At 64.1% G+C, this 23,919-nt stretch carries 19 protein-coding genes; 4 read left to right on the top strand and 15 right to left on the bottom strand.

Going from position 1 to position 23,919, the window contains the following annotated elements; translation table 11 throughout:
- Positions 1–202: 202 nt before the first annotated feature.
- The 9 genes from tatC to CK219_RS01575 all read right to left on the bottom strand — a co-directional run bounded on the left by tatC (position 203) and on the right by CK219_RS01575 (position 11,687).
- Entirely contained in the window at positions 203–1,066 is an 864-nt protein-coding gene (gene tatC, locus CK219_RS01615) for a twin-arginine translocase subunit TatC (protein WP_095765018.1), read from the bottom strand.
- On the bottom strand, positions 1,063–1,770 hold the full coding sequence (tatB, locus tag CK219_RS01610; protein ID WP_095765017.1) for a Sec-independent protein translocase protein TatB: 708 nt from the start codon (positions 1,768–1,770) through the stop codon (positions 1,063–1,065). Before tatB ends, tatC begins: the two co-directional genes overlap by 4 nt.
- A gap of 83 nt (positions 1,771–1,853) precedes the next feature.
- Positions 1,854–2,072, bottom strand: a complete 219-nt coding sequence (locus CK219_RS01605; protein WP_027167260.1) for a twin-arginine translocase TatA/TatE family subunit — start codon at positions 2,070–2,072, stop codon at positions 1,854–1,856.
- A gap of 179 nt (positions 2,073–2,251) precedes the next feature.
- The gene (gene scpB, locus CK219_RS01600; RefSeq protein WP_095765016.1) at positions 2,252–3,007 is read right to left on the bottom strand and encodes an SMC-Scp complex subunit ScpB; all 756 of its coding nucleotides are present in this window, start codon (positions 3,005–3,007) and stop codon (positions 2,252–2,254) included.
- Entirely contained in the window at positions 3,004–3,804 is an 801-nt protein-coding gene (locus tag CK219_RS01595) for a ScpA family protein (RefSeq protein WP_095765568.1), read from the bottom strand. The genes scpB and CK219_RS01595 overlap by 4 nt, the downstream gene beginning before the upstream one ends.
- 62 nt (positions 3,805–3,866) lie before the next feature.
- Positions 3,867–4,886: a beta-N-acetylhexosaminidase gene (gene nagZ, locus CK219_RS01590; RefSeq protein WP_095765015.1), complete on the bottom strand. Its 1,020-nt coding sequence runs from the start codon at positions 4,884–4,886 to the stop codon at positions 3,867–3,869.
- A gap of 133 nt (positions 4,887–5,019) precedes the next feature.
- The gene (locus tag CK219_RS01585; RefSeq protein WP_095765014.1) at positions 5,020–8,535 is read right to left on the bottom strand and encodes an SPOR domain-containing protein; all 3,516 of its coding nucleotides are present in this window, start codon (positions 8,533–8,535) and stop codon (positions 5,020–5,022) included.
- Positions 8,536–8,638: 103 nt separating this feature from the next.
- Positions 8,639–10,396 (bottom strand): arginine--tRNA ligase, encoded by a 1,758-nt coding sequence (gene argS / locus CK219_RS01580; RefSeq protein WP_095765013.1) that lies wholly within the window; start codon positions 10,394–10,396, stop codon positions 8,639–8,641.
- 61 nt (positions 10,397–10,457) lie between these two features.
- On the bottom strand, positions 10,458–11,687 hold the full coding sequence (locus tag CK219_RS01575; protein WP_095765012.1) for a deoxyguanosinetriphosphate triphosphohydrolase: 1,230 nt from the start codon (positions 11,685–11,687) through the stop codon (positions 10,458–10,460).
- 70 nt (positions 11,688–11,757) lie between these two features.
- On the opposite strand from CK219_RS01575, the gene erpA reads away from it, so the two are divergent.
- The 4 genes from erpA (at position 11,758) to CK219_RS01555 (ending at position 13,669) form a co-directional block, all read left to right on the top strand.
- Positions 11,758–12,105 carry an iron-sulfur cluster insertion protein ErpA gene (erpA, locus tag CK219_RS01570; protein ID WP_042644753.1) on the top strand — a complete coding sequence of 116 codons (348 nt, stop codon included), beginning with the start codon at positions 11,758–11,760 and terminating at the stop codon, positions 12,103–12,105.
- A gap of 4 nt (positions 12,106–12,109) precedes the next feature.
- The gene (locus CK219_RS01565; protein WP_095765011.1) at positions 12,110–12,502 is read left to right on the top strand and encodes a VOC family protein; all 393 of its coding nucleotides are present in this window, start codon (positions 12,110–12,112) and stop codon (positions 12,500–12,502) included.
- Positions 12,503–12,509: 7 nt separating this feature from the next.
- Complete coding sequence (gene xth / locus CK219_RS01560) at positions 12,510–13,304, top strand: exodeoxyribonuclease III (RefSeq protein WP_095765010.1); 795 nt, start codon at positions 12,510–12,512, stop codon at positions 13,302–13,304.
- Positions 13,305–13,375: 71 nt separating this feature from the next.
- Positions 13,376–13,669, top strand: coding sequence for a hypothetical protein (locus tag CK219_RS01555; RefSeq protein WP_095765009.1), 294 nt, complete (start codon positions 13,376–13,378; stop codon positions 13,667–13,669).
- A 321-nt stretch (positions 13,670–13,990) separates the two neighbouring features.
- Here CK219_RS01555 and CK219_RS01550 read toward each other — a convergent pair whose 3' ends face one another.
- The 6 genes from CK219_RS01550 to CK219_RS01525 all read right to left on the bottom strand — a co-directional run bounded on the left by CK219_RS01550 (position 13,991) and on the right by CK219_RS01525 (position 23,906).
- On the bottom strand, positions 13,991–14,818 hold the full coding sequence (locus CK219_RS01550; protein ID WP_095765008.1) for a tetratricopeptide repeat protein: 828 nt from the start codon (positions 14,816–14,818) through the stop codon (positions 13,991–13,993).
- The gene (gene ilvD, locus CK219_RS01545; RefSeq protein ID WP_095765567.1) at positions 14,805–16,529 is read right to left on the bottom strand and encodes a dihydroxy-acid dehydratase; all 1,725 of its coding nucleotides are present in this window, start codon (positions 16,527–16,529) and stop codon (positions 14,805–14,807) included. Before ilvD ends, CK219_RS01550 begins: the two co-directional genes overlap by 14 nt.
- Positions 16,530–16,820: 291 nt before the next feature.
- Positions 16,821–18,089, bottom strand: coding sequence for an OmpP1/FadL family transporter (locus CK219_RS01540; protein WP_095765007.1), 1,269 nt, complete (start codon positions 18,087–18,089; stop codon positions 16,821–16,823).
- 363 nt (positions 18,090–18,452) lie between these two features.
- Complete coding sequence (locus CK219_RS01535) at positions 18,453–21,236, bottom strand: valine--tRNA ligase (protein ID WP_095765006.1); 2,784 nt, start codon at positions 21,234–21,236, stop codon at positions 18,453–18,455.
- Positions 21,237–21,446: 210 nt separating this feature from the next.
- On the bottom strand, positions 21,447–22,244 hold the full coding sequence (locus CK219_RS01530) for a PopZ family protein (protein ID WP_095765005.1): 798 nt from the start codon (positions 22,242–22,244) through the stop codon (positions 21,447–21,449).
- Positions 22,245–22,523: 279 nt separating this feature from the next.
- The gene (locus CK219_RS01525) at positions 22,524–23,906 is read right to left on the bottom strand and encodes a TolC family outer membrane protein (protein WP_095765004.1); all 1,383 of its coding nucleotides are present in this window, start codon (positions 23,904–23,906) and stop codon (positions 22,524–22,526) included.
- Positions 23,907–23,919 lie beyond the last annotated feature (13 nt).

Genomic DNA, 23,919 nt, shown 5'->3' with positions numbered 1-23,919 from the left:
TCGATGCAAGACGGCGGGCAGAACGACAGCCGCGATTTTCCCGGGTTGACCGCTTTCGTCTAGGCGTGTTGAGATTCAGGTCAGGCCGAGCCGAGAACGGTGGTTTCCGAGAACCGGAGCGGAGCGTACTTGAAGTACGTGAGCACCGGAAGCGCAGGAAACCATCGTTCGCAGGCCGGCATCACCTGAATATCAACGCAGCCTAGGCCGATGGCGCATCCGGCGTGTTGCTCGCGGCAGAGCTCCCCGCCTCCGCCTGCTCGCGCGCCAGGCGGTCGCGCGCCTGGCTGCGCTCGATCATGCGCGAGGACCAGATGGCGACCTCATAGAGAATGATGGTCGGTATGGCGAGGCCGCACTGGCTCATCGGATCGGGCGGCGTCAGCACGGCGGCAACGACGAAGGAAAGCACGATCGCCCATTTGCGCTTCTCGGCCAGCGCCTGCGACGACAATATGCCGACGCGCGTCAAAAGGCTGGTCACCACCGGCAGCTGGAACACCAGGCCGAAGGAAAAGATCAGCGTCATGATCAGGCTGAGATATTCCGACACCTTCGGCAGCAGTGAAATCTGCACCTGGTCGTTGGTGCCGGTCTGCTGCATGGCCAGGAAGAACCACATGACCATCGGGGTGAAGAAGAAATAGACCAGCGAGGCGCCCATCAGGAACAGGATCGGCGAGGCGATCAGGAACGGCAGGAAGGCGCTGCGCTCGTTCTTGTAGAGGCCGGGGGCGATGAACTTGTAGATCTGCGTGGCGATCAGCGGGAAGGCGATCACCATGCCGCCGAACATGGCAAGCTTCACCTGGGTGAAGAAGAACTCCTGCGGCGCGGTATAAATCAGCTCGACCTTGTGCGGGTCGAGACCTGCCCATTGCGTCGCCCATTTGAACGGGATGACCAGAAGGTTGAACAGCCGCTTGGCGAAGAAGAAGCAGACGAGAAAGGCGACGAAAAAGCCACCCAGCGACCAGATCAGGCGGCGGCGCAGCTCGACGAGATGCTCGATCAGCGGCGCCGACGATTTCTCGATTTCTTCCCGCTCCTTGTCCGAAACGCTCACTTGGTGCCGCCCGTCATCTTCTTGCCGTCGGTTGCCCTCTTCGCGGCCGGCTTCTTCACCGCGGCAGGCTTTGCCCCAGCCTTCGGCGCTGCCTTCGTTGCAGGCGCTGCGGCTTTGGCCGGCGCTTTCGCTGCCGGCGCCTTTGATGCCGCTGCCGTTTTCGCCGCGGCGCCGGCGGTCCTTGCCTTGGCGGTCACCGCCTTTTTCGCCGGCTTGGCCGGCACGGCGGCGTCAGAAACCGGTGCGGTGACGGAGGCGTCGGTCATGGCCGGGAAGGCTGGAGCGGCAGACGCAGCCTCGGGTCCACCGACGCGAGGCAGGTCCGTCGCACCGTTCTTGAGCGGCTCGGCGCCCTGCGGCGTCTCCGCTGCCGGTGCCGCCGGATCGGCGGCCGGCTTGGGCTTCATCATCGTATCGACGCCGGCGCGCACATCGGCCGCGGCTTGCTCGAACGGATTGAGCTGCTTGCGCACCTCGTTCATCGGATTGAGGCCGCGAAGACTATCGATCGAGCTCTTCACATCGTCGAGCTCGGCTTCCTTCAGCGCTTCGTTGAACTGCTTCTGGAAGTCGCCGGCCATGGCGCGCAATTTCGCCGCGGTGCGGCCGAAGGTGCGCAGCATGTTGGGCAAATCCTTCGGCCCGACGACCACGATCATGACGACCGCGATCACCAGCAGCTCGCTCCAACCGACTTCGAACATGACAATCTATTCCGACGGGTGCCTGCTGCCCAAAAATGCGAAGCGGTTTTGGGACAACGGCATGCTCAAAGCAACAACGAAGATCAGCTCTTGCTGACCTTTTCCTTGGCCGGCGAAACAGTCTCGTCAGCGCGATGTTCGACGGTACGCTTGTCGTCGGCGTCGTCGTCGGCCATGCCCTTCTTGAAGCTCTTGATGCCCTTGGCCATGTCGCCCATCAGTTCCGGGATCTTGCCGCGGCCGAACACCAGAAGCACGATGACCAGCACGATCATCCAGTGCCAAATCGAAAATGAACCCATAACAATCTCTCTCGAATGGTTTCCCTCGGCGATGATCTATGCGTTTTCGCTCAAGGATTCAAACACAACCGCTACGAAGTTGATAAAATGGCTAGCGGATGTCACGCACTTTCGGCGTGAGCGGCTTGCTACGAATCCGCGCAGCCTCTGCTAATAGACCATTCGCGGCGATTTGATGATCACTCGTCGGTGACGCGCGGCGTCAGCAGGCCGAGTTCCTCGAGGTCGATATCCGTCAGCGCGTCCTCGTCTTCGGCGAGCGCGTCCGGATCGGCCGGCGGCACCGGCATCGAGAAATTCGCCGGCATGCGCGTCGAGAGCAGGCCAGCGCCCTTCAGCTCTTCCATGCCGGGCAGATCGCGGATCTCCTCCAGCGCGAAATGATCGAGGAAAGCGTCGGTGGTGCCGTAGGTCACCGGCCGTCCGGGCGTGCGGCGGCGCCCGCGCATCCTGACCCACTCCGTTTCCAGCAGCGTATCGAGCGTGCCCTTCGACGTTTCAACCCCCCTGATGTCCTCGATCTCGGCGCGCGTCACCGGCTGGTGATAGGCGATGATCGCCAGCACTTCGAGCGCCGCGCGCGAGAGCTTCCTTTGCTGCACGGAGTCCCGGCTCATCAGGAAAGCCAGGTCGCCGGCGGTGCGGAAGGCCCAGGCATCGCCGACCCGTACCAGGTTGACGCCGCGCTTGGCATAGATTTCCTGCAGATCCGCCATTGCGGCGGCAATGTTGACGCCTTCCGGCAGGCGCGCGGCAAGCTGCTTTTCGCTGACCGGCTCGGCACTGGCGAATATGATCGCCTCGGCCATGCGCACGGCTTCCGACAATTGCAGCCGCTCGGCCGGGTTTTCGATGGAACCCTGCTCGGCCATCTCGTCTTCCGGTTCGTCCTCGACCTTGAACGGGATGACCGACGCGTTGGCGCGTTCGCTCATGATACCACCTCGACTGCCCTTACCCCTTGCGCGCGGCCGCGCAGATAGATCGGCGCGAACACCTGATCCTGCCGAACTTCCAATTTGCCCTCGCGCACCATCTCGAGCGTCGCCGCGAAGGAACTGGCCATCGCCGTGCGCTTCTCTTCCGGCGCCGCCAGATATTCGATCAGGAAGCTGTCGAGCGTCGTCCAGTCGCCGACCGAGCCGATCAGCCGCGCCAGCACCTCGCGTGCATCCTTGAGCGACCACACGGCGCGCCGGGCGATCGTCACATTGTTGATCGCCTGCCGCTGGCGCTGCTGCGCATAGGCGGTGAGCAGATCGTAGAGCGAAGCCGAAAAGCTGTTGCGCTTCTCGACAATGACCATTTCCGGCATGCCGCGCGCAAAGACGTCGCGCCCAAGACGGTTGCGGTTCACCAGCCGCGCCGAGGCGTCGCGCATGGCTTCAAGGCGCTTCAGCCGGAATTGCAGCACCGCCGCCAGTTCCTCGCCGCTTTCGCCCTCCTCGCCCGGCTGTTTCGGGATCAAGAGCTTCGACTTCAGGAAGGCCAGCCACGCCGCCATCACCAGATAGTCGGCGGCAAGCTCTAACCTAAGCGCCCGCACTTTTTCGACGAAGGCCAGATATTGCTCCGCGAGCGCCAGGATAGAAATGCGCGCCAGATCGACCTTTTGGTTGCGGGCAAGATGCAAAAGAAGATCGAGCGGGCCTTCGAACCCCGCCACGTCGACGACCAGCGACGGGTCGCCGGTCAGGCGTGAATCGTCGTTCTCGGCCCACAGGCGGTCCATCGGTGCGGCCTTCGCGGCCTTGCCTTCCAATGTCTCCGCCACTTGCCCTTCGTCCCTTCGGTTCAGGCCACCGCTTCGAAATAGGTGGCGAATTCTGCGCGTATGGCCGTTTCATCGGCGACGTCGCGATCCTTTATATAGGTCAGCGCCCGCTCGGCGCGCTGCAAAGACTTGCCTGACAGCGCCGTCGTGCGCGACGCGATCCCTGACATCTCCTCGAAAACGCCGTTGCAGTGAAGGACGAGATCGCAGCCGGCCGCAAGGATCGAGGCCGCCTTTGTCGGGAAATCCCCAGAAAGTGCCTTCATCGACGTGTCGTCGCTCATCAGCAGCCCGTCGAAGCCGATCTCGCCGCGGATCACCTGATCCACGACCTTGGCGGACGTCGTCGCCGGATTGTCGGGGTCGACCGCGCTGTAGACGACATGCGCCGTCATCGCCATCGGCAGCTCGTTCAACGCCTTGAACGGGGCAAAATCATGCCGTCTGAGTTCATCGAGCGGCGTATCGACGGTCGGCAGCGCGAAATGCGTGTCGGCAAAGGCGCGGCCATGGCCGGGAATATGCTTCATCACCGGCAGCACGCCGCCCGACATCAGCCCCTCGGCCGAGGCCCGGCCAAGCTCGATCGCAGCATTGGGCTCCTTGCCATAGGCGCGCGCGCCGATGACGTCGCTGGCGCCTTCGACGGGCACATCGAGCACCGGCAGGCAGTCGGCGGTGATGCCGAGGCGCGAGAGATCGAAGGCATGCAGCCGCGCCATCAGCCAGGCGGCGCGGCGGCCTGCCTCGCGATCATCGCGCCACAATGCGCCAAGTGCGCCGCCGGCCGGGTAGTTCGGCGCCAGCGGCGGGCGCAGGCGCTGCACCCTGCCGCCTTCCTGGTCGATGAAGACCGGAGCGTCCGGGCGACCGACGCAGTCGCGCATCGAGGCGACGAGGTCGCGGATCTGCCCGGCCTCGCCGATGTTGCGCGCAAACAGGATGAAGCCCCAGGGACGTTCGTCCCGATAGAAATGGATTTCGTCCTCTGTGAGGGATTTCCCGGCGCAGCCGAGGATCATGGATTTTGATTCGCTCATGCCCGGAAGCTTAAGGCTTTGAGCGAGCAAAGGGAATCACCCCTGCCCTCGGACCAGCCAAAGCCCGCAACCGTCCACAACGAAAAGCCGGCGCGGCCTTTCGGCGGCGCCGGCTTTGATAGGCTTGATTTAATCAGCGCGATACGAAGCAGTTGCCGCCGGCCGCCTTGTAGCTGGTGCAAAGGCTGATCGCATCGTTGCGCGACTGGGCCGCAACGCGGACGCGGTAGAAGGTACCCTTGCCCGCGACCTCGGCCTTGACGATGTTGGCCGTGCGGCCGGACAGCACGCCGCCATAGCGGCGCTGCAGGTCCTGATAGGTCGACTGCGCGCTTTCGACCGTCGGCTGCGATGCGATCTGCATCGACCACGAGCCGCCGCCGGCGGCCGCCGCCGGATCGATCGAAGCGACCTGGTCCGGCTTGACCTCGCCGACGATATCGACCGGCTGGTCGGACGGACGCGCCGGCGCCACCGGCGCCACTGCCGGCGTGTTGGCCGACTGCGCCTTGGCTTCAGTCTTCTTCGCGGGTTTCACCGGCTTGACGGCCGGCGCATCGGCCTGGTCCGTAACGGCCTGGCCCGCGTCGGAAGCCACGGTTCCCGTCTGCTGGCCGTCGGAGGCCGGCGCGACATGTTGCGGCGCCGGATCGCTCGGTTCGGCCGCGGCGACCTTCGGCGCAGCGGCTGGAGCCGGGTCCTCGCGCGGCACCAGCGAGCCGTCGGGTTTCACCATCATCGTCTTCACCTTGCGCGGCGCGACGGCGACGACATCGTTGTTGGCGGTGTTCTCGGCATCCTGCTGCAGCACCTGGGCGATGCGGTCTTCCGACTTCGGCGCCGGTGCCGCCGGCTGCGCGCTTGCCGGCGCGGTAGGCTGCGCGCTTGCGGGCGCGGCAGGTTGCGTGCTTGCGGGCACAGCCGCTTGCTCGACGCCGGGCAATGCTGTGCCTGGATCGCCGGCGGCGTCAGTGCCGGCCGCGGCGCCATTGTCGTTGGGCGAAAGGTCGACCACACGGCTCTGCGGCGGTTCCTTCGATGCCAGGTCCACAGGCTGCTCGGTGGTGTTCACCAGCTTCTGCTGCACCGGCTCGGCCGGCTTGGCCGCGCCGCCGCCCTTGGCGACCGCGTCGTAAACCTTGTTGTCCTGGTTCGGCACCACCGTGCCGCCCGGATTTTCGGGCTTCACCTTGATCGGCGAATTGTCGGCCTTGACGATCACCGGGGCCGCGCCGCCGCCTTTGCCGCCGAAGGAGAAGGCCAGCGCGCCAAGGCCGCCGAAAACCACCACTGCGCCGACGAGCGCCGCGATCATCACGCCGCGCCTGCGCGACTGCGCCGACGAGCGCTCGGCAAGCCCGGGGATCGCCATCGCTTCTTCGAGCTCGGGATCATAGTCGAGTTCATCGGCGGCGAATTCGTCCGCCTGCGAAACCGGCCGGCTGCCGGGCAAATCATCGGCATCGTAATCATTCGCGGCGGCAAGCGCAGCCGGGGTCACCGGAGCCGCCGGAGCCTCGGCACGCAAGTCGCGACGATCATAGCCATTGAAGCCGGCATTATAGGATTCGTCGTCATAGCTGCGGCTCTGTGTCGGCGCCGACGCGATCTCCGTCGCGTTCATGTCGGTGAGCAGACTGGCGAATTCCGCATCGAGATCGTCATATGCGGGTGCCGCCGGCTGGTCCTCTTCGAAGCTGAGCTCCGGAATGTCGAGGTCGTCCGCGAGCGCGACCACGCGCTCCGGCACGTCGACCGTCTCGACGTCGGGCATGTCATCATGCTCGTGGGGGTGTTGTGGAGGCACGGGCGCCTGCGCCGGCTTGGCGTAGGCGGAATAATCCGTAGCCAGTTCGCTGCGGTAGGCCGGCGCCGACACCTGCATTGGCGCTGAAGGTGCGGTCATCTGCACCGGCGCCGAGGCTGCCGGCTGCGCAGCAAACGAAGCCTGCACCGGCGGAGCGGCGGTCGGGGTCGAGCGACTCCACGACCTTGCCGGCTCGGCGTTCGTAGAATGCAGCCAATCGGACGAATTTGCCTTCGCCCGGGCGGCCTCCTGCTCGGCTTCGATACTCCGGGCGAAAGCGGCGCCGAATTCGTCGTCATCAAAATCGACCGCGGGCTCTGCCTTGGCCGAGGTTGCGAAATCCTGGTGATCGAGCTCGCTGGCGAGCAGGTCGTCCAGGTCGCTTTCGACCGGCAGATCGCCCTGGCCGCTCTGCGACGGCTGCTGCTCGTCGAGATTCCAGTCGAGATCGTCGGTCTCGGTCTTCTCGCTTTCGTAGCTCGCAGGTTGCACAACCAGCCGGGGCGCCGGAGCAGGCTCCCTGACAGCCGGCATCGGCCGCGCGGTCATGGCGCCAAGCAGCGCATTGAGCTCGTCTTCCAGGCTGCGCTCGCTGGCGGCCGGTTTCACGGGCTCAACGGCGGCGCTCGGCGGAACCGGAGCGGCGACGACGGGAGCCGCCGCCTCGGCGACGGTCGGCTGCAGCGCGGCAACAGGCTCGACGGCCGGAGCTTGCGGCTCCTCGTTCAACGCATCGCGAAAGCTCAGCTCGAAATCGTCATCGAGGGTCAGCGCGGCGGCAGGTTCGGGCGCGGCAAGCTCCGGCTCGGCGGCGGCCGTCTCGGCCGACGCCTCGACAGCCGGCGCAGACTCTTCGTCAAGCGACAGCTCAGGCTCTTGAAGATCCTGACCCTGGCCGAGATCCATATCCTGGCCGAGATTGATATCGACATCGGTCATCGCCTGATCGAAATGACCGGCAAAATCGTCCTCGGAAATCAGCGGGGCGGCTGCGTGAGCTTCGACCGGCTCGGCGGCCTGCGCATGCTGCTCCGGCTCGTGGCTCTCAAACGACAGCTCGTCTTCGAGCGACATCTGGACCGCGTTGTCGAAATCGGCGTCGAACGCCGCCTCGCTCGCGGCCTGCATGGCCTCGACGGCGTCCTGGCGCGCGTCAGCCGGCTCTTGATCGTCGAGGTTGGCGAGCTCTTGATCGTCGAGATTGGCAGGCTCGTGATGGTCGAGCTGGAAATCCTGGTCCAGCGAAGCCGCCATTTCCCGGTCGATCGCAAGATCATCTTCGACCGGCGAGACATCGAGCGAACTGGCGACCGCCTTGTCGAAATCGTCGTCGAAAGCGACTTCCGGCTCGGAAGCTTCTTCTGGCACCGGCGCGAAATGCGCCTCAGATCCAAAATGCGCCTCTGGCGCGACTTCCGGTTCGGGCGCCGCCTGCGGCTGCGGCGCAAAATCCGGCTCCGGCGCACGGGCCACGGCGAAGTCGGCATAATCCGCCGCGTCGTCGAATACGAAATCCTGCTCGAAGGAAGCGGTAAGCTCGTCGTCATTCGCGGCGGCGCTGGCAGCCTCGAAGGCCGGCTCTTTGCTGATCTGATGCAGTGCAGCCTGCTGAGCGACCGGCGCGCTTTCCTCGACGGTGTCGAACTCGCCCATCAACTCCTTCTCGAGGTCGATGTCGAAATCGTCAGCCTCCACGGCCTGATTGGCCTTTTCGGCCGCGGGGGCCGGCTGCCGCACCGGCTGGCGCGGATCGAAACCCATGATCCGGGTCAGTTCAGCGAACGGATCATCGTCGGCGATGTCGTTGTGGTCGGCTACTTTCAGCGGGGTTCTGTCTGCCATTATTGTTCCCGAACTCGCACACAGTCGGACGCCATGGACGTCGCGCAGGGTTGGCCCTTACCAGCGCAATGTGGGCAAAAGGTGACAGGTTTTTTAGTTAAACCTAACGCATTTCGATGGGCGCGTCTGCCCCGATCAGCGTCAGGCCGGAAGTCAAAACATCCGAAACAGCCTGCACCAGCCCTAGTCTGGCATAAGTTGATTCTCGGTCGTTAACCTTAACAAAACGTAAGTCCTGGTTGTCGTTGCCGCGATTCCACTGTGCATGGAAGCTGGAAGCCAGATCGTAGAGGTAGAATGCCAGCCGGTGCGGCTCCAGCGAAAGCGCCGCGGATTCGATCAGCCGAGGATATTCGGCCAGCTTCCGGATCAGCGCGATCTCGCCCTCGTCGGCCAGCGCAGCCACCGAGGCCGCGAGCCGGTTGCGATCGAAGTTCGCCTCGCCGAGCTGCTCGCTCGCCTGCCTGAAAACGGAATGGCAGCGCGCCGACGCGTACTGCACGTAGAACACCGGATTGTCCTTCGACTGCTCGGTGACCTTGGCGAAGTCGAAATCGAGCGGCGCGTCGTTCTTGCGGTAAAGCATCATGAAGCGGATCGGGTCGCGGCCGACCTCTTCCACGACCTCGCGCAGCGTGATGAAATCGCCGGACCGTTTCGACATGCGGACCGGCTCGCCGTCGCGGAACAGTTTTACGAGTTGGCAAAGCAGCACGGTGAGCTTGACGGCATCGCCGGCAACCGCGCGCGCCAGCGCCTCGAGCCGCTTCACATAGCCGCCATGGTCGGCGCCGAGCACATAGATCAGGTCGACGAAGCCGCGATCGACCTTGTCCTTGAGATAGGCGACGTCGGCGGCGAAATAGGTGAACGAGCCGTCCGACTTGACCAGGGCCCGGTCCATGTCGTCGCCGACCGCGGTCGAGCGGAACAGCGTCTGCTCGCGGTCTTCCCAGTCGTCCGGCTTCTCGCCCTTGGGCGGCGGCAGCTTGCCTTTGTAGATGTGACCCTTCAGCGTCAGGTCGGCGATCGCCGCCCGGATCTTCTTGGCGTTGTCGGCATGCAGCGTGCGCTCGGAGAAGAACACGTCGTGATGCACGTTGAGCAGCGCCAGATCCTCGCGGATCATCGCCATCATCGCGTCGACTGTGCGGTCCTTGACGATCGCCAGCGCCTCCTCTTCCGGCATCTGCAGCAGGCCGCGGTCGAATTCCTTGGCTAGCGCCTGGCCGACGGGGACCAGATAGTCGCCCGGATAGAGACCGGACGGGATCTCGCCGATATCGTCGCCGAGCGCTTCACGATAGCGCAGCAACGCCGAGCGGCCGAGCACGTCGATCTGCGAGCCGGCGTCATTGATGACGTATTCCTTGGTCACGTCGTAGCCGGCGAAGGCCATCAGATTGGCCAAAGCATCGCCGACCACGGCGCCGCGGCAATGACCGACATGCATGGGGCCGGTCGGATTGGCCGAGACATATTCGACATTGGCCTTGCGGCCGCCGCCGACGGTCGAGCGGCCATAATTGCGCCCCTCGCCGAGTAACGCCGCCAGGTGCGTGTGCCAGAAGCCGTCCTTCAGCCTGAGATTGACGAAGCCCGGCCCGGCGATCTCGGCCGAGGCAACATCAGCATCGCCCCGTAGCGCTTCGGCCAGTTTCTCGGCAAGCGCGCGCGGGTTCTGTCCGGTGGGCTTGGCCAGCACCATCGCCGCGTTGGTCGCGAGGTCGCCATGGCTGGCGTCACGCGGCGGCTCGACCGCGACACGCGACAGGTCGGGCGCGGCCCCATCCTTGTCTTTCAGGTCAAGGGCTTCGACGGCTTTTATGATCCGCGCGTTGAAATCGGCGAAGATATTCATCGGAAGTGCTCTGGGCTTTAAGAGGCGACCGGCTCGGTGGCCGGCAAAATCGAGGCTCGCCCTAGCTCAAATCGGGCGTATGGTCAAACAGACGCCGATGTTCCTTGAGTGCATAGGTGTCAGTCATGCCGGCCAGGAAGTCGGCGACGCTGCGCGCCTTGATGCGGTCCTCGGCCCGGTCGAGCCCTTCGCGCCAGCCGTCGGGCATGGCGCGCGGATCGGCGAAATAGACGTCGAACAGCTCGCGCACGATCTGTTCGGCATCGGCCCGCACGCGCATAACCTCCGCATGCCGGTATAGATGCTTGTAGAGAAAGGCCTTCAATTCCTTTTCGGCCGCCGCCATGCTGGCCGAGAAGGTCACCAAGGTCTCGCCGGCCGCGCGTACCGCGTCGGCGCTGTCCGGGTTCAGGCGCTCGATATTGGCGATGGTCGATGCGATGACATCCTCGACCATCAGCGTGATCTGCCGGCGCATCAGCTCGTGGCCGGTGCGAACATCGTCGAGCTGAGGATATTTGGCACGCACGCTGTTCAGGATCGAGCCGGGCAGACCGACCTCTCCAAGCATATCCAGCGTCAGCAGGCCGGCGCGCAAGCCGTCGTCGATGTCATGGGCGTTGTAGGCAATGTCGTCGGCGATCGCCGCACACTGAGCCTCGATGCCGGCGAAGCGGTCGAGCTCGAGGTCGTGCAGCTCCGAATAGTCGCGGATCGCCTGCGGCACCGGGCCCTTGAGCCCCTTCCCGCTCGCGTCGGTCAGCGGGCCATTGTGCTTGACCAGCCCCTCCAGCGTTTCCCAGGTGAGGTTCAGCCCGTCGAATTCGGCATAGCGCCGCTCGAGCCGCGTCACGATACGCAGCGACTGGGCGTTGTGATCGAAGCCGCCCCAGGTCGCCATCTTCTCGTTGAGCGCGTCCTCGCCCGTATGCCCGAAGGGCGTATGGCCGAAATCATGCACCAGCGCCACGGCTTCGGCGAGATCCTCGTCGCCGCGCAATGCCCGTGCCAGCGCGCGGGCGATCTGCGCCACCTCGATCGAATGCGTCAGCCGCGTGCGGTAGTGGTCGCCCTCATGCGCGACGAACACCTGCGTCTTGTGCTTCAGCCGGCGAAAGGCGGTGGAATGGATGATGCGGTCGCGGTCGCGCTGGAACGGTGTGCGGGTCGGGCTTTCCGGCTCGTCGAACAGGCGGCCGCGCGAGCGCGCCGGATCGCTCGCATAGACGGCGCGCGGCCGGTCGCCGAACCCGATGTCGCCGAGAGCATCCTTGCCCTGCCGCTCGTCCATTGATCCACCAGTTGACTTGGCCCCGCCCGCTTCATACCTATCATGTGAAACCGAAAGCAAGGTGACGCCGATGGGCGCGGATGCCAAGACTGCCATGAAGGTCGAGATGACCGATGCCGCGGCGAAGCGGATCGCCAGGATTGTTTCCGGCGAACCGGGCAAGACGGCGCTGCGCGTTTCCGTCGAAGGCGGCGGCTGCTCCGGCTTTTCCTACAAGTTCGATTTGGTAGGCGACCGCAACGATGACGATGTCGCCATCGAGAAGGACGGCGCAACCATCCTGATCGACGACCTGTCGCTGGTCTATATGGGCGGCTCAGTGATCGACTTCGTCGACGATCTGATGGGCCAGTCCTTCCAGATCAGGAACCCGAACGCGGTCGCCTCCTGCGGCTGCGGCACGAGCTTTTCCATATAGTCCGATGCCTGCCATCGGCGCGGTCCGTCAGGTCGCGCTCTCGGCTGGCCGCGATCTCGATGCGACGCTTGCTTTCTGGCGTGACGTGCTTGGTCTGAACGTGCACGCCCGCTACGACCCGCCCGGTATTGCCTTCATTATGGCCGGTGACGTGCGCCTCCTCTTCACCGACGGCGTCCCGGCCGGCACCGTCTATTTCGACATCGCCGGCCTCGAAGCCTTCCACGCCGAGGCGAAAGCCGCGGGCATTCCCTTCACCGCGCCGCCGACGCTCGTCCACCGCGACACCGAGGGGCGGTTCGGCCCGGCGGGGGAAAGCGAATGGATGGCCTTCCTAAAGGACCCCGCAGGCAATACGATCGGCCTCGTCGAACGCCTGCCGCCCGAAGAGCATTGAGGTCCTCATGAAGATCGTCACCTGGAACATCAACGGCGTTCGCGCCCGCATCGGCAACCTCACCCATTGGCTGACCGAAAGCGCGCCGGACATCGTGTGCCTGCAGGAGATCAAGACTGTCGACGACCAGTTCCCGCGCGCCGAGATCGAGGCGCTGGGCTACAATGTCGAGACCAACGGCCAGAAGAGTTTTAACGGCGTCGCTCTTCTGTCGAAGCTTCCCTTCGACGAGGTCAATCGCGGCCTGCCGGGCGACGATGCGGATGATCATGCCCGCTTCATCGAAGGCGTTTTTTCCACCGACCAGGGCGCCTTGCGCGTCGCTTCGCTCTATCTGCCGAACGGCAATCCGGTCGACGATGAACGGAAGTTTTCCTACAAGCTCGCCTGGATGGCGCGACTGGAGCGTTGGGCGCAGGAGCGGCTGCGGCTCGAGGAAGCGCTGGTGCTGGCCGGTGACTACAACGTCATTCCCGAACCCGCCGATGCCCGGTTTCCCGAAAATTGGCTGGGCGACGCGCTGTTCCAGCCACAGACGAGGCAGGCCTTTCGCCGGCTGAAGAATCTCGGCTTCACCGAAGCGGTGCGCGCCGTGACCGACTCGGCCGGCGTCTACACCTTCTGGGATTATCAGGCCGGCGCCTGGCAGAAAAACAACGGCATCCGCATCGACCACCTGCTGCTCTCGCCCGAAGCCGCCAACCGCTTCTCGTCGGCCTCGGTGGAAAAGCACGTCCGCGCCTGGGAAAAGCCGTCCGACCACGTGCCGGTCGCCATCGACCTCAGCCTGCAGCCCGCCTGAGACGTTGCCAGGCACCCTGACCCAGTATCGCCACAAATCCCGTCTTTGATGCGGCTTGCTGTGGGGGTTGAATGGCGATCCGATTTCTTTTCTGGCCAGCCGGCCTTGCCTTGGCGCTTGCCGCGCCGGCGCCGTTGCTGGCGGCGCCAACCTGTCTTGCCAACGGCAAATCCTTCAACGTCGGCGAGACGGCGTGCCTGACGCTGGCCGGCGAGAGTTACCTCGCCCGCTGCGACATGGTTCTCAACAACACGTCCTGGACCAGGATCAAGGACGAATGTCCGGGCGAAGCGCCAAAGCCGCACCCGACATCGCTTTCGACCCCGACGCCCGGCCAGACGCCGACGGAGCCGACCGAGAACTGAGGCTTCGTTGATCTCCCCGCCATCCAGGTTACGCTATGCACACATCTTCTGAGACTGGCGCGACTGATCAGGCCGAGGCTTGATTGCCAGGTGGTTCCCCCAATCCGTCGCTGCTTCGCAGCGCCACCTTCCCCCCTCCGGAGGGAAAGGAAAGGAGCCTTGCCGGACGAGCGTTGACGACAAAAAGCTTGGCGCCTTCCTCTACCCCGTCGATCGGGGGAGAGGTGTCTCGGCGAAGCCGAGACGGAGTGGGGGGTCGACCAGCGCTACATTAGCCAATGCATGCGCCAAGCTGCCATGCACGCTATCGCCAACCTGCGCTTACTGGTCGCCGTTGTTGCCCTTGGTCAGGATATCGTCGGCGAGCGAGATCGCGGTCCGGCGATCGGCCTCGCCGGCCGCGGCGAAAGCCTCTTCCTGCATGTTGCGGATCCAGGGCTGGTCGGCCGCCGGAGCCCGCGCCAGCGCCGCGGTCATCATCGCCAGGCCGCGCACGACCTTGCCGCTCTGGAACAGTAGATTGCCGAGCGTCGCCTGCGCGCCGGCATGGCCCTTCTCGGCCGCGAGCTGCAGCCAGCGGCCTGCCTGCTTGACGCTGGCCTTCACGCCACCCTCGCCCTTGAGGAACATCTGGCCGATCTCGAACTGGGCGTTTGGATTGCGGTAGTTGGCGGCGGCGCGCATGTAATATTCCTGCGCCGCGACGTCGTTTTCCTCGACCGGGGTGCCGGGAATGCCCTTGCGAAGATAGTCGCCGAGCGCCACCAGCGCGTCCGACACATAGCTCTCTTCCGGCGAGCCGGGCTCGACATCCTGATCGACGATTTCCGAGAAGAACTTGAAAGCGGCGTAATCGTCGCGCGTCACGCCGTCGCCTTCGGCATACATGCGCGCAAGCTTCCAGGTGGCGCCGATCTGGCCGTTCTCGGCGGCGTATTTATAGGCCTCGACCGCCTGATCCTTATGGCCGCTCTTGTAGGCGGAGAACCCGAACTGGAACACCGCCCAGGGGCTCGACTGCGGCTTCACGCCGGTCTTGTCGTCGAACACCTTGTCGTCGAAGGCCATGGCCTGCCCGACGGCGCCCAAGGTCGCCAGAGCGACCAGTGCCGAAAAGACAGACGACCTCAACACCTCAGATGTCCGCATAGCAGTGCGTTTCTTTGGCGGCGCCCGGATGGGTCACCGCGCCGTCGCGGGCCGACCCTACGGCCTGCGCATATTTCCAAATCGCGCCGGACTGATAGTCGGTCTCGCGCGCCTTCCAATTCTTTGCCCGGATCGCCAGTTCGGCGTCCGACAAGGCCACCTCGATCGTGCCTTTCACGGCGTCGATCGAGATCACGTCGCCGTCCTGGATCAGCCCGATCGGCCCGCCGACCGCCGCTTCCGGCCCGACATGGCCGATGCAGAAGCCGCGCGTGGCGCCGGAGAAGCGCCCATCGGTGATCAGCGCCACCTTGCCGCCCATGCCCTGGCCGTAGAGCGCCGCCGTCGTCGACAGCATCTCGCGCATGCCCGGACCGCCGCGCGGCCCCTCGTAGCGAATGACGAGAACCTCGCCTTCCCGGTAGTTGCGCTGCGTGACCGCCTCGAAGCACTCTTCTTCCGAATCGAAGCAGCGCGCCCGACCGGAGAATTTCAGTTCCGACATGCCCGCGACCTTCACGATCGCGCCTTCGGGGGCAAGGTTGCCCTTCAAGCCCACAACGCCGCCTGTCTTGGTGATTGGCCGATTGGCGGGACGCACAACATCCTGGCTTTCATTCCAGGAAACGTGCTCCATATTTTCGGCCAAAGTGCGGCCAGTGACCGTCAAGCAGTCGCCATGCAGATAGCCGTGGTCGAGCAGCGTCTTCATCAGAAGCGGAATGCCGCCGGCCTCGAACATATCCTTGGCGACATATTTGCCGCCCGGCTTGAGGTCGGCGATATAGGGCGTCTTCTCGAAGATGGCCGCCACGTCGAACAGGTCGAACTTGATGCCGGCCTCATGCGCAATCGCCGGCAGGTGCAGCGCCGCGTTGGTCGAGCCGCCGGTGGCCGACACCACGGTCGCCGCGTTCTCCAGCGCCTTGCGCGTGACGATGTCGCGCGGCCGGATGTTCCTGGCTATCAGTTCCATGACCTTTTCGCCCGAGGCGAAATTGAAACGGTCGCGCATCTCGTATGGCGCCGGCGCGCCGCAGGAATAGGGCAGCGCCAGGCCGATCGCTTCGGCGACAGTCGCCATGGTGTTGGCGGTGAACTGGGCGCCGCAGGAACCGGCGGAAGGACAGGCCGCCTGCTCGATCTCGAGCAATTCGGCGTCGCTGATCGATCCGACCGAATGCTGGCCGACCGCCTCGAACACGTCCTGCACGGTGATCTGCCGGCCGCGATAGCTGCCGGGCAGGATCGAGCCGCCATAGATGAAGATCGACGGCACGTTGAGGCGCACCATCGCCATCATCATGCCGGGCAGCGACTTGTCGCAGCCGGCGAGCCCGACCAGCGCATCGTAGCAATGGCCGCGCATGGTGAGCTCGACCGAATCGGCGATGACCTCGCGCGACACCAGCGACGACTTCATGCCCTGGTGACCCATGGCGATGCCGTCGGTGACGGTAATGGTGCAGAACTCGCGCGGCGTGCCGTTGGCGGCCGCAACGCCCTTCTTGACCACTTGCGCCTGGCGCATCAGCGAGATGTTGCAGGGAGCCGCCTCGTTCCAGCAACTGGCGACGCCGACCAAAGGCTGCGCGATCTCGGCCGCCGACAGCCCCATGGCATAGAGATACGAACGATGCGGCGCCCGCGCCGGACCTTCGGTCACGTAGCGGCTGGGCAGCTTGGCCTTGGAGATTGCCTTGGCGTCCATCATCGTCCTTGCCGCACACCCCGCGGCCGGTCCCATCGCCGCGCCAACCTGGCACGCATCCCGGGACATATCTCGGGTGCTCCGGGTTTATGGCGGGAAATGGGCAGTCCCCTCTCTCTGACTTCTACAGCAGGGGTTGTTCATAAACTGTTGCTGAAACGTCACAATCGTATCGGGCGCCGGATGCGCGGCGAATCTGCCGTAGCGAGTTGAGCACTGAAAATTACGATCGCTGTCATCAACGAAAAGGGCCGGGCAATGCCCGGCCCTTTTCCGTTCAAATTTAGGCAGTTACCACTTGACCTTGAAGGATCCTGAAATGGCCGACACGAGGTCGTTGCCGAAGTCGGCGGTATAGTCCGTGCCGTAGGTAACGCCGTCAGAACCAACGACCGAGTGGATATGCCCGCTGGTTAGCACGCCCAAGGCGCCGCCTAGACGGACTTCCACATTCTGAGTCGGCGTATAAGCCACGCCAGCGCTGAGCGTCCAGGTATCTGTCTGAGCGCTGAGACCGGTAGTCGTGCCGCGATCCCAAGTGATCCCTGCAGCCCCACTCCATTGATCGTTGAACTTGTGGCCGATGCCTGCGGCAACCGTCCAGCCATCACGATAGAGCAAGTCGAGAGATGTAAGCCGAGTAGGACTGGTCGTGGTGCAAACTGCCACGCCCGTCGGGCAGAAAGGAATGCTCTGCAGCACGCTCCAATCCACCCATTTGATGGACCCAAAGGCCAACCAGCCGGGAGCTATGCCGGACTGCAGCTTGAGCTCCACTGACTGCGGGACCTCCGAGGAACCGCTGACATCGGTGACCCTGCCCAAAAATGGGTTTAACGGATTGATGAACCCTGGAACCTGGGTCAGATCAAGCGTTCCGCTTAGATCATCGAGCTTGACAGCCGAATTATAAACCAGGCTGGCACGCAGCGCGATGTCCGGAATCTCATAAGCTACGCCAGCGCGCCATCCCCATCCGTCTCCCTCAAGATCAAGACGTCCGATGCCCGTACCGAATATTGCCGGAATGGGAGCAACCAGCTGTTCCTTGAAGCCCGAAACATCCTCGTGGAACACGCCGCCAATGAAGCGAAACTGGCCCTTGCCGAGGTCCATTTTGTACGAGCAGGTCGCACCAAAGGCTTCGCTCTTTACCTGCGTATTGACGTTCCCTTGTGCACCCGCCCAGTTGGCGCCCGGATTGCTGGAAGCACCGATCGGTTGGGAGTAGTCCCCCAAGCAATCGATCGGACCCATGCCAACCTTGATACCCACGCTCGGCACCCAATAGCTTTCAGTGTCGCGGGCTGTGCTCGATCTACCCAGTGCATTGAGATTGCCGTCAGAAGGATCCGCATCCTTCACATTCTTGAGGTCGCGTTGCGGCATCACATAGGTGCCGGTGACCTCGCCCGTGACCTGTGCCGGATCGAAAAGCAGATCGATGTCGTACCAGCCACGCTCCAGACCGCCGGCATGGGCCGGGACGGCTGCGGCACCAATCAAAGCGATCGAAAAGCACCCTGCCCCCAGCAGCGCTTTGACCCGCAAAATGTTCATGGAAATCCCTCCCCAAAATACAAGTGGCTCAAGCTAGAACCAATTCGGGTTAATGACGCAACAACGATCTCGGGAGCTGTACATGTACATCTTGACAGCACCTATTTTTGCCATGGTCATCGACGCCGCAATCGGCGCCTAAGTCGCGCGAACCGGCGTCAAAGGATCGAAAAAATCCGGGGAAACTGCCAAAAACGGGGCAAAAACAGCCGGTTTTGGGGCTGACGGCCCTCATTGTTACATTATGGCAACAATGGGGCGCAAACTTTCCGTTTACGTCAAAATTAACGTAGCGGCAGCCGCCATCTTCGAGGCAGCTAACGTACCGGAAAGCGCCTTCGGAGCGGCGGCGAATCTTGCCGTTCAGCCGGCGTCGCGGACCCTGGTCAAAGCCACCGAAAGCTTCTCCTGCGCCTCGCGATATTCGGCGAGTTTCTCGCGCTCTGCCTCGACCACTTCTTCAGGTGCGTTGGCGACGAACTTTTCGTTTGAAAGCTTCTTGTGCAGGCGGGCGATTTCCTCGGTGACCTTCGCCAGTTCCTTCTGCAGCCGCGCGGCCTCGGCCTGGAGATCGATCAGGCTGCCGAGCGGCAGGCTTACCGTCGCCTCGTTGATCACGATCTGCGCCGAACCTTGCGGCGGCGCATCGCCGAGCGCGATATCGCCGACACGCGCCAGCCGCTTGATCGCCTGCGCGTGGCGCTCCAGCCGCTCCTGTGTCAGCGTGTTGGCGCCGATTACCGTCAGCGGCGCGATTGCCGCCGGCGGCACATTCATCTCCGAGCGCACCGAGCGGACGCCCGAGACGACATCGACCAGCCAATTGATGTCGGCGGCGGCCTCCTCATCCTCGAAATCGGGCGACGGCCATGCGGCGTGGCAAAGCAGCGACGAGCGCTCCTTGCCCTCGCCCGCGGTCTGCGCCCACAATTCCTCGGTCATGAACGGCATCATCGGATGCAGGAGCTTGTAGATTTCGTCCAGCACGAAGGCGACGCAGGCCCGGCTCTCGGCCTTGGCGGCCTCGTCGGTGCCCATGAACACCGGCTTCAACAGTTCCAGGTACCAGTCGCAGAACAGGTTCCAGACGAAGCGGTAGGCAGCGCCCGCCGCTTCATTGAAACGATAGCTGGTGATGCCTTCAGTGACGGCGCGCGCCGCCCGCGTCAGCTCGGTCAGGATCCAGCGGTTGACCGGCAGCTTGGCGTCGTTCAGCCAGAACTCGTCGTTGCGCGCGACGTCGTTCATCTCGGCGAAGCGCGTCGCGTTCCACAGCTTGGTGCCGAAATTGCGGTAGCCGGCGATGCGCGCCGGATCGAGCTTCACGTCGCGGCCTTGCGCCGCCATGACGGTCAGCGTGAAGCGCAGCGCATCGGCGCCATATTCGTCGATCAGGTCGAGCGGATCGATGACGTTGCCTTTCGACTTCGACATCTTCTGCCCGTTCTTGTCGCGCACCAGCGCGTGTACATAGACGGTGTGGAACGGCTCCTCGTCCATGAAGTGCAGGCCCATCATCATCATGCGGGCGACCCAGAAGAAGATGATGTCGAAGCCGGTCACCAGCACGTCGGTCTGGTAATAGGTCTTGAGCACCGGCGTCTGGTCGGGCCAGCCGAGCGTCGAGAACGGCCACAGCGCCGACGAGAACCAGGTGTCGAGCACGTCCTCGTCGCGGGTCAGTATCTCGCCGGGCTGGAAGTTCTCGAGCTTGTCCTCGACCCAGGCCTTCCACGGTCCTTCCAGCGCCAGGTAATATTCAATGGCGGCAGCGAGCGCCTCTTCCTCGGTCTTCTCGACGAAGACGTGCCCGTCCGGTCCGTACCAGGCCGGGATCTGGTGACCCCACCAGAGCTGGCGCGAGATGCACCAGGGCTGGATGTTCTCCATCCAGTCGAAATAGGTCTTTTCCCAGTTCTTCGGCACGAAGTTGGTGCGGCCCTCGCGCACCGAGGCGATCGCCGGCTTGGCAAGCTCGGCGGCGTTGACATACCACTGGTCGGTCAGGAACGGCTCGATCGGCACACCGCCGCGGTCGCCATGCGGCACGGTGTGCCGGTGCGGCTCTACCTTTTCCAGGAAGCCGCCGGCTTCCATCAGCTCGACGATCTTCTTGCGGGCGGCGAAGCGGTCGAGCCCATCCAGCTCGTCCCAAACAGCCTGGCGCTCCGGTGTCACATCGAGACCGGCGAGGAAATCCTCATTGTCCTTCAGCTTGATGGCCGCATCGACCGTCAGGACGTTGATCGCCGGCAGCTTGTGGCGCTTGCCGACCTCGAAGTCGTTGAAGTCATGCGCCGGCGTGATCTTGACCGCACCGGAGCCTTTTTCAGGATCGGAATATTCGTCGGCGACGATCGGTATCTTGCGGCCGACGATCGGCAGCACGACGTTGCGTCCGACCAGACCGGAGAAGCGCTCGTCATCGGGATGCACGGCCACGGCCGTGTCGCCGAGCATCGTCTCGGGACGCGTCGTGGCGACCGTGATGAAGGTCTTCGGGTTCTCAGGGTCGAACGCCTCGCCGTCGATCGGATAGCGGAAGTGCCAGAGATTGCCGTTCACCTCGTGCTGCTCGACCTCGAGGTCGGAAATGGCGGTGAGCAGCTTCGGGTCCCAGTTCACAAGGCGCTTGTCCTTGTAGATAAGGCCTTCCTTGTAGAGGGTGACGAAGACTTCGAGCACGGCCTTGGACAGGCCTTCGTCCATGGTGAAGCGTTCTCTGCTCCAGTCGGCCGAAGCGCCGAGCCGCTTCAGCTGGTTGAAGATCGCGCCGCCGGATTCGGCCTTCCACTCCCAAACCTTCTCGATGAACTCTTCGCGCGTCAGATCGCGGCGGTGGATCTGCTTTTCCATGAGCTGACGCTCGACCACCATCTGCGTGGCGATGCCGGCGTGATCCATGCCGGGCTGCCAGAGCACGTTCTTGCCGCGCATGCGCTCGAAGCGCACCAGAATGTCCTGCAGCGTGTTGTTGAGCGCATGGCCCATGTGCAGCGAGCCGGTGACGTTCGGCGGCGGGATGACGATGGTGAAGGCTTCGGCCCCTTCCTCCGCGCCGGCGCCGGCCCGGAAGGCGTCTGCCTCTTCCCAGATTTTGGCGATCTTCGGCTCGACGGCTTTGGCGTCGTAGGTCTTATCAAGCATGGAGGAGGTCCGAACTGTCGGGAACAAGCGTCCGGTGTAAATCGGAAGGTCTTGGCCGAGTCAACCGCGAGCGCAGCGATCGCTCCCACACATAGGTCTGCCGCGGCCAGCGGCAATGCCGGCTAAAGCCAGGACAGACGCGTTCATCCAGGCACCTTAAACAAAAGCGCCGCCCCAAGGCGGCGCTTGTCAGCCTGCATGTTGCTGCGGTTACTGCGCCCCGCGCGCCACGCGCTCGATCTCCTCGCGTACCAGCCTTTCGACCAGCGTCGGCAGGTTGTTGTCGAGCCAATCCTGCAGCATCGGCCGCAGCATCTCCTCGGCCATCTCATCGAAGCTTTTCTTGCCGCGGCTGGCAAAAGCATCGGAAAGCTCGCCAAAGGCCGCGGCGACCTGCCGGCCCGTATGCTCGGAAAGGATAGCGGGCCGAGCCGGCTGCGCCTCCGGTTCGGGGGCCCGGGACGCGCCTACAGGCGCGGAATCTTCGAACTCCGGCTCTTCCTTCTCGACCTCGGCCTTCGGCGCGGCTTCCGAGGCCCGGACGGCCGGTCTCGCGGTGACCGTGCTGCCGCCGACCGCCGCTATTTCGCGCCGCCAGTCGGCGACAATGGTCTCGGCCGTCTGCGGCGCATTTGCCACGGCTGGCTTGCCTGCGGCCGCTTGCGCGCCCGGCGCAGTGCTCTCAAGCTCAACTGTCGGCGCAGCCGTAGGCGCAGTCTTCACCGGCTCGGCGCGGGCGGCGCGCGGCAGCACTGGATCGGTCGCCGCAAGCTGCGCCTGGACCTCCGCCAGCGTCGGCGGCTTGCGGACGTCGGCATGCAATTCGGAACGAAAGGCATCAACCTCGACAGCCGGCGCGCCAGCCGCGGCCGGCTCCAGATTCTGGCGCAGCTCGCCGGCCTCGGCCGGTTGCTTGCGCCCGGTGTCGCTGTCTTCGATGATCCTTCGGATGGAAGCCAGTATCTCTTCCATGGAAGGTTCGCGCTGCGCGCTGCTTGCCGTCGCCATCGTCACATCCGCCGCCCTAGTGACCTGTCCAAGAACTTGACCTGTTCCAGAACCGACCGTTCAAGAACTTGACCCGCCCAAGAATTCCGTCCTGCCCGGGCCGGAATTCGAATCAATGGAAACAGCGTAACCGACCGATCGTCATCCGAGAATCCCCAATCTGGGGACACGTTGGATTTCAACAGATTAGGCGGCGCGCAGCCGAATGAGTCTCCCGGAAAGACAAACGCCGCGCGTCCATCGGACACGCGGCGCTCGCAGGAAGCATGCTGTCGGCAATCAGCGCCCGTCGGGCGTGCGCAATCCGATCCACTTGTCCTTGACGGCGTTGTAGTGCTCTTCCGGTCGGTATTTGGCGACTGCCAGGCCAAGACGGTCGACCGACAGCCGGCCCATCGCCGACAGGATGGCATAGCTCGCCACCACCACGTCGCGCTCGGAACTGGCCTGGTTGATCTTGGCAGTGATGACCGCGTTCTGCGCGTTCAACACGTCCAGCGTCGTGCGCTGGCCGACATTGCGCTCCTCGATGACGCCGTTGAGCGCCAGTTGCGCGGCATCGATCACCTGCCTGTTGGCATCCACGCTCTGGCGCGCGGCGACATATTGCGTCCAGGCCGAGACCACGGCCTGGCGCACCTGGTCGCGGCTGACATCGACCTGGATGCGCGCCTCGCCCAGTGATTCCTTGCTCTGCCGCACCAGCGCCGAGGTCCGGCCACCCGAATAGATCGGAATGGTGAGCGAAGCGCCGATATTGGCCGATGTCGAACTACCGTTAGGACTGGTGATGGAACTGGGAACGGTGTGGGTGTAGTTGTCCGAAACGCCGGCGGAAGCCGTAAGCTGCGGCAGCAGTGCGCCTTCCGACGACTTCACCGCAAAAGCCGCGGCATCGACGAGGTGCTGTGTGGCAAGAATGGCGGGATGTTCGGCGGAAGCGATGGCCAAGGCGGAATCGACGCTACCCGGCAGCAGCTTGCCAAGCGGCGAGGCTGCCTTGAGCTTGCCCGGCTCGTCGCCGACGATCTGGTGATAGGTGGCGGCGCTCGCCAGCGCCGTCGCGCGGGCGGCGCTCAGCTGCGCCACGGCCGTCGCGCGCGAGGCATCGGCCTGGGCCACGTCGGTGCGGGTGCCCTCGCCGACCTCGAAGCGCGAGCGGGCGGCGCGCGCCTGCTCGGTCAGGAACTGCAGGTTTTGCTCGGTCAACGCCGCGACCTGGCGGTCGCGAATCACGTCCATATAGGCGCTCGCCGCATTGAACAGGATATTCTCTTCGGTGTTGCGCAGGCTTTCGACCGAGGCCTTCACCTGCGATTCGGCGGCGGCGACATTGTTCTTGGTCTGAAACCCGTCGAACAGCGTCTGGTTGATCTGCACTCCGAAGCTGCCCGTCGTTAATCTCCGGCTGGTGCCAAAGCCATGTATGTTGGTGTAGTCGATGTTAGCCGAACCGGTGACTGTCGGGCGCCAGCCCGACTTGGCGATGGCCACGCCCTCATCGGTGACGCGAACGCCGGCGCGGGCCGCGTTGAGCTGTGAATTGTACTGATAGGCTTTGGCGAGCGCGCCCGTGATGGTTTCGGCGGAGGCGGCCAGCGGCGAAAGCGCGGTGGCCGAAACAAGGATAGCTACTAAAATACTCTTGCGTAGAGGCGGCACGTTATATCCCTCA

Source organism: Mesorhizobium sp. WSM4313 (genome assembly GCF_002294725.1).
Taxonomy (GTDB): Bacteria; Pseudomonadota; Alphaproteobacteria; order Rhizobiales; family Rhizobiaceae; genus Mesorhizobium.
This window is presented reverse-complemented; position numbering and strand designations above follow the sequence as displayed.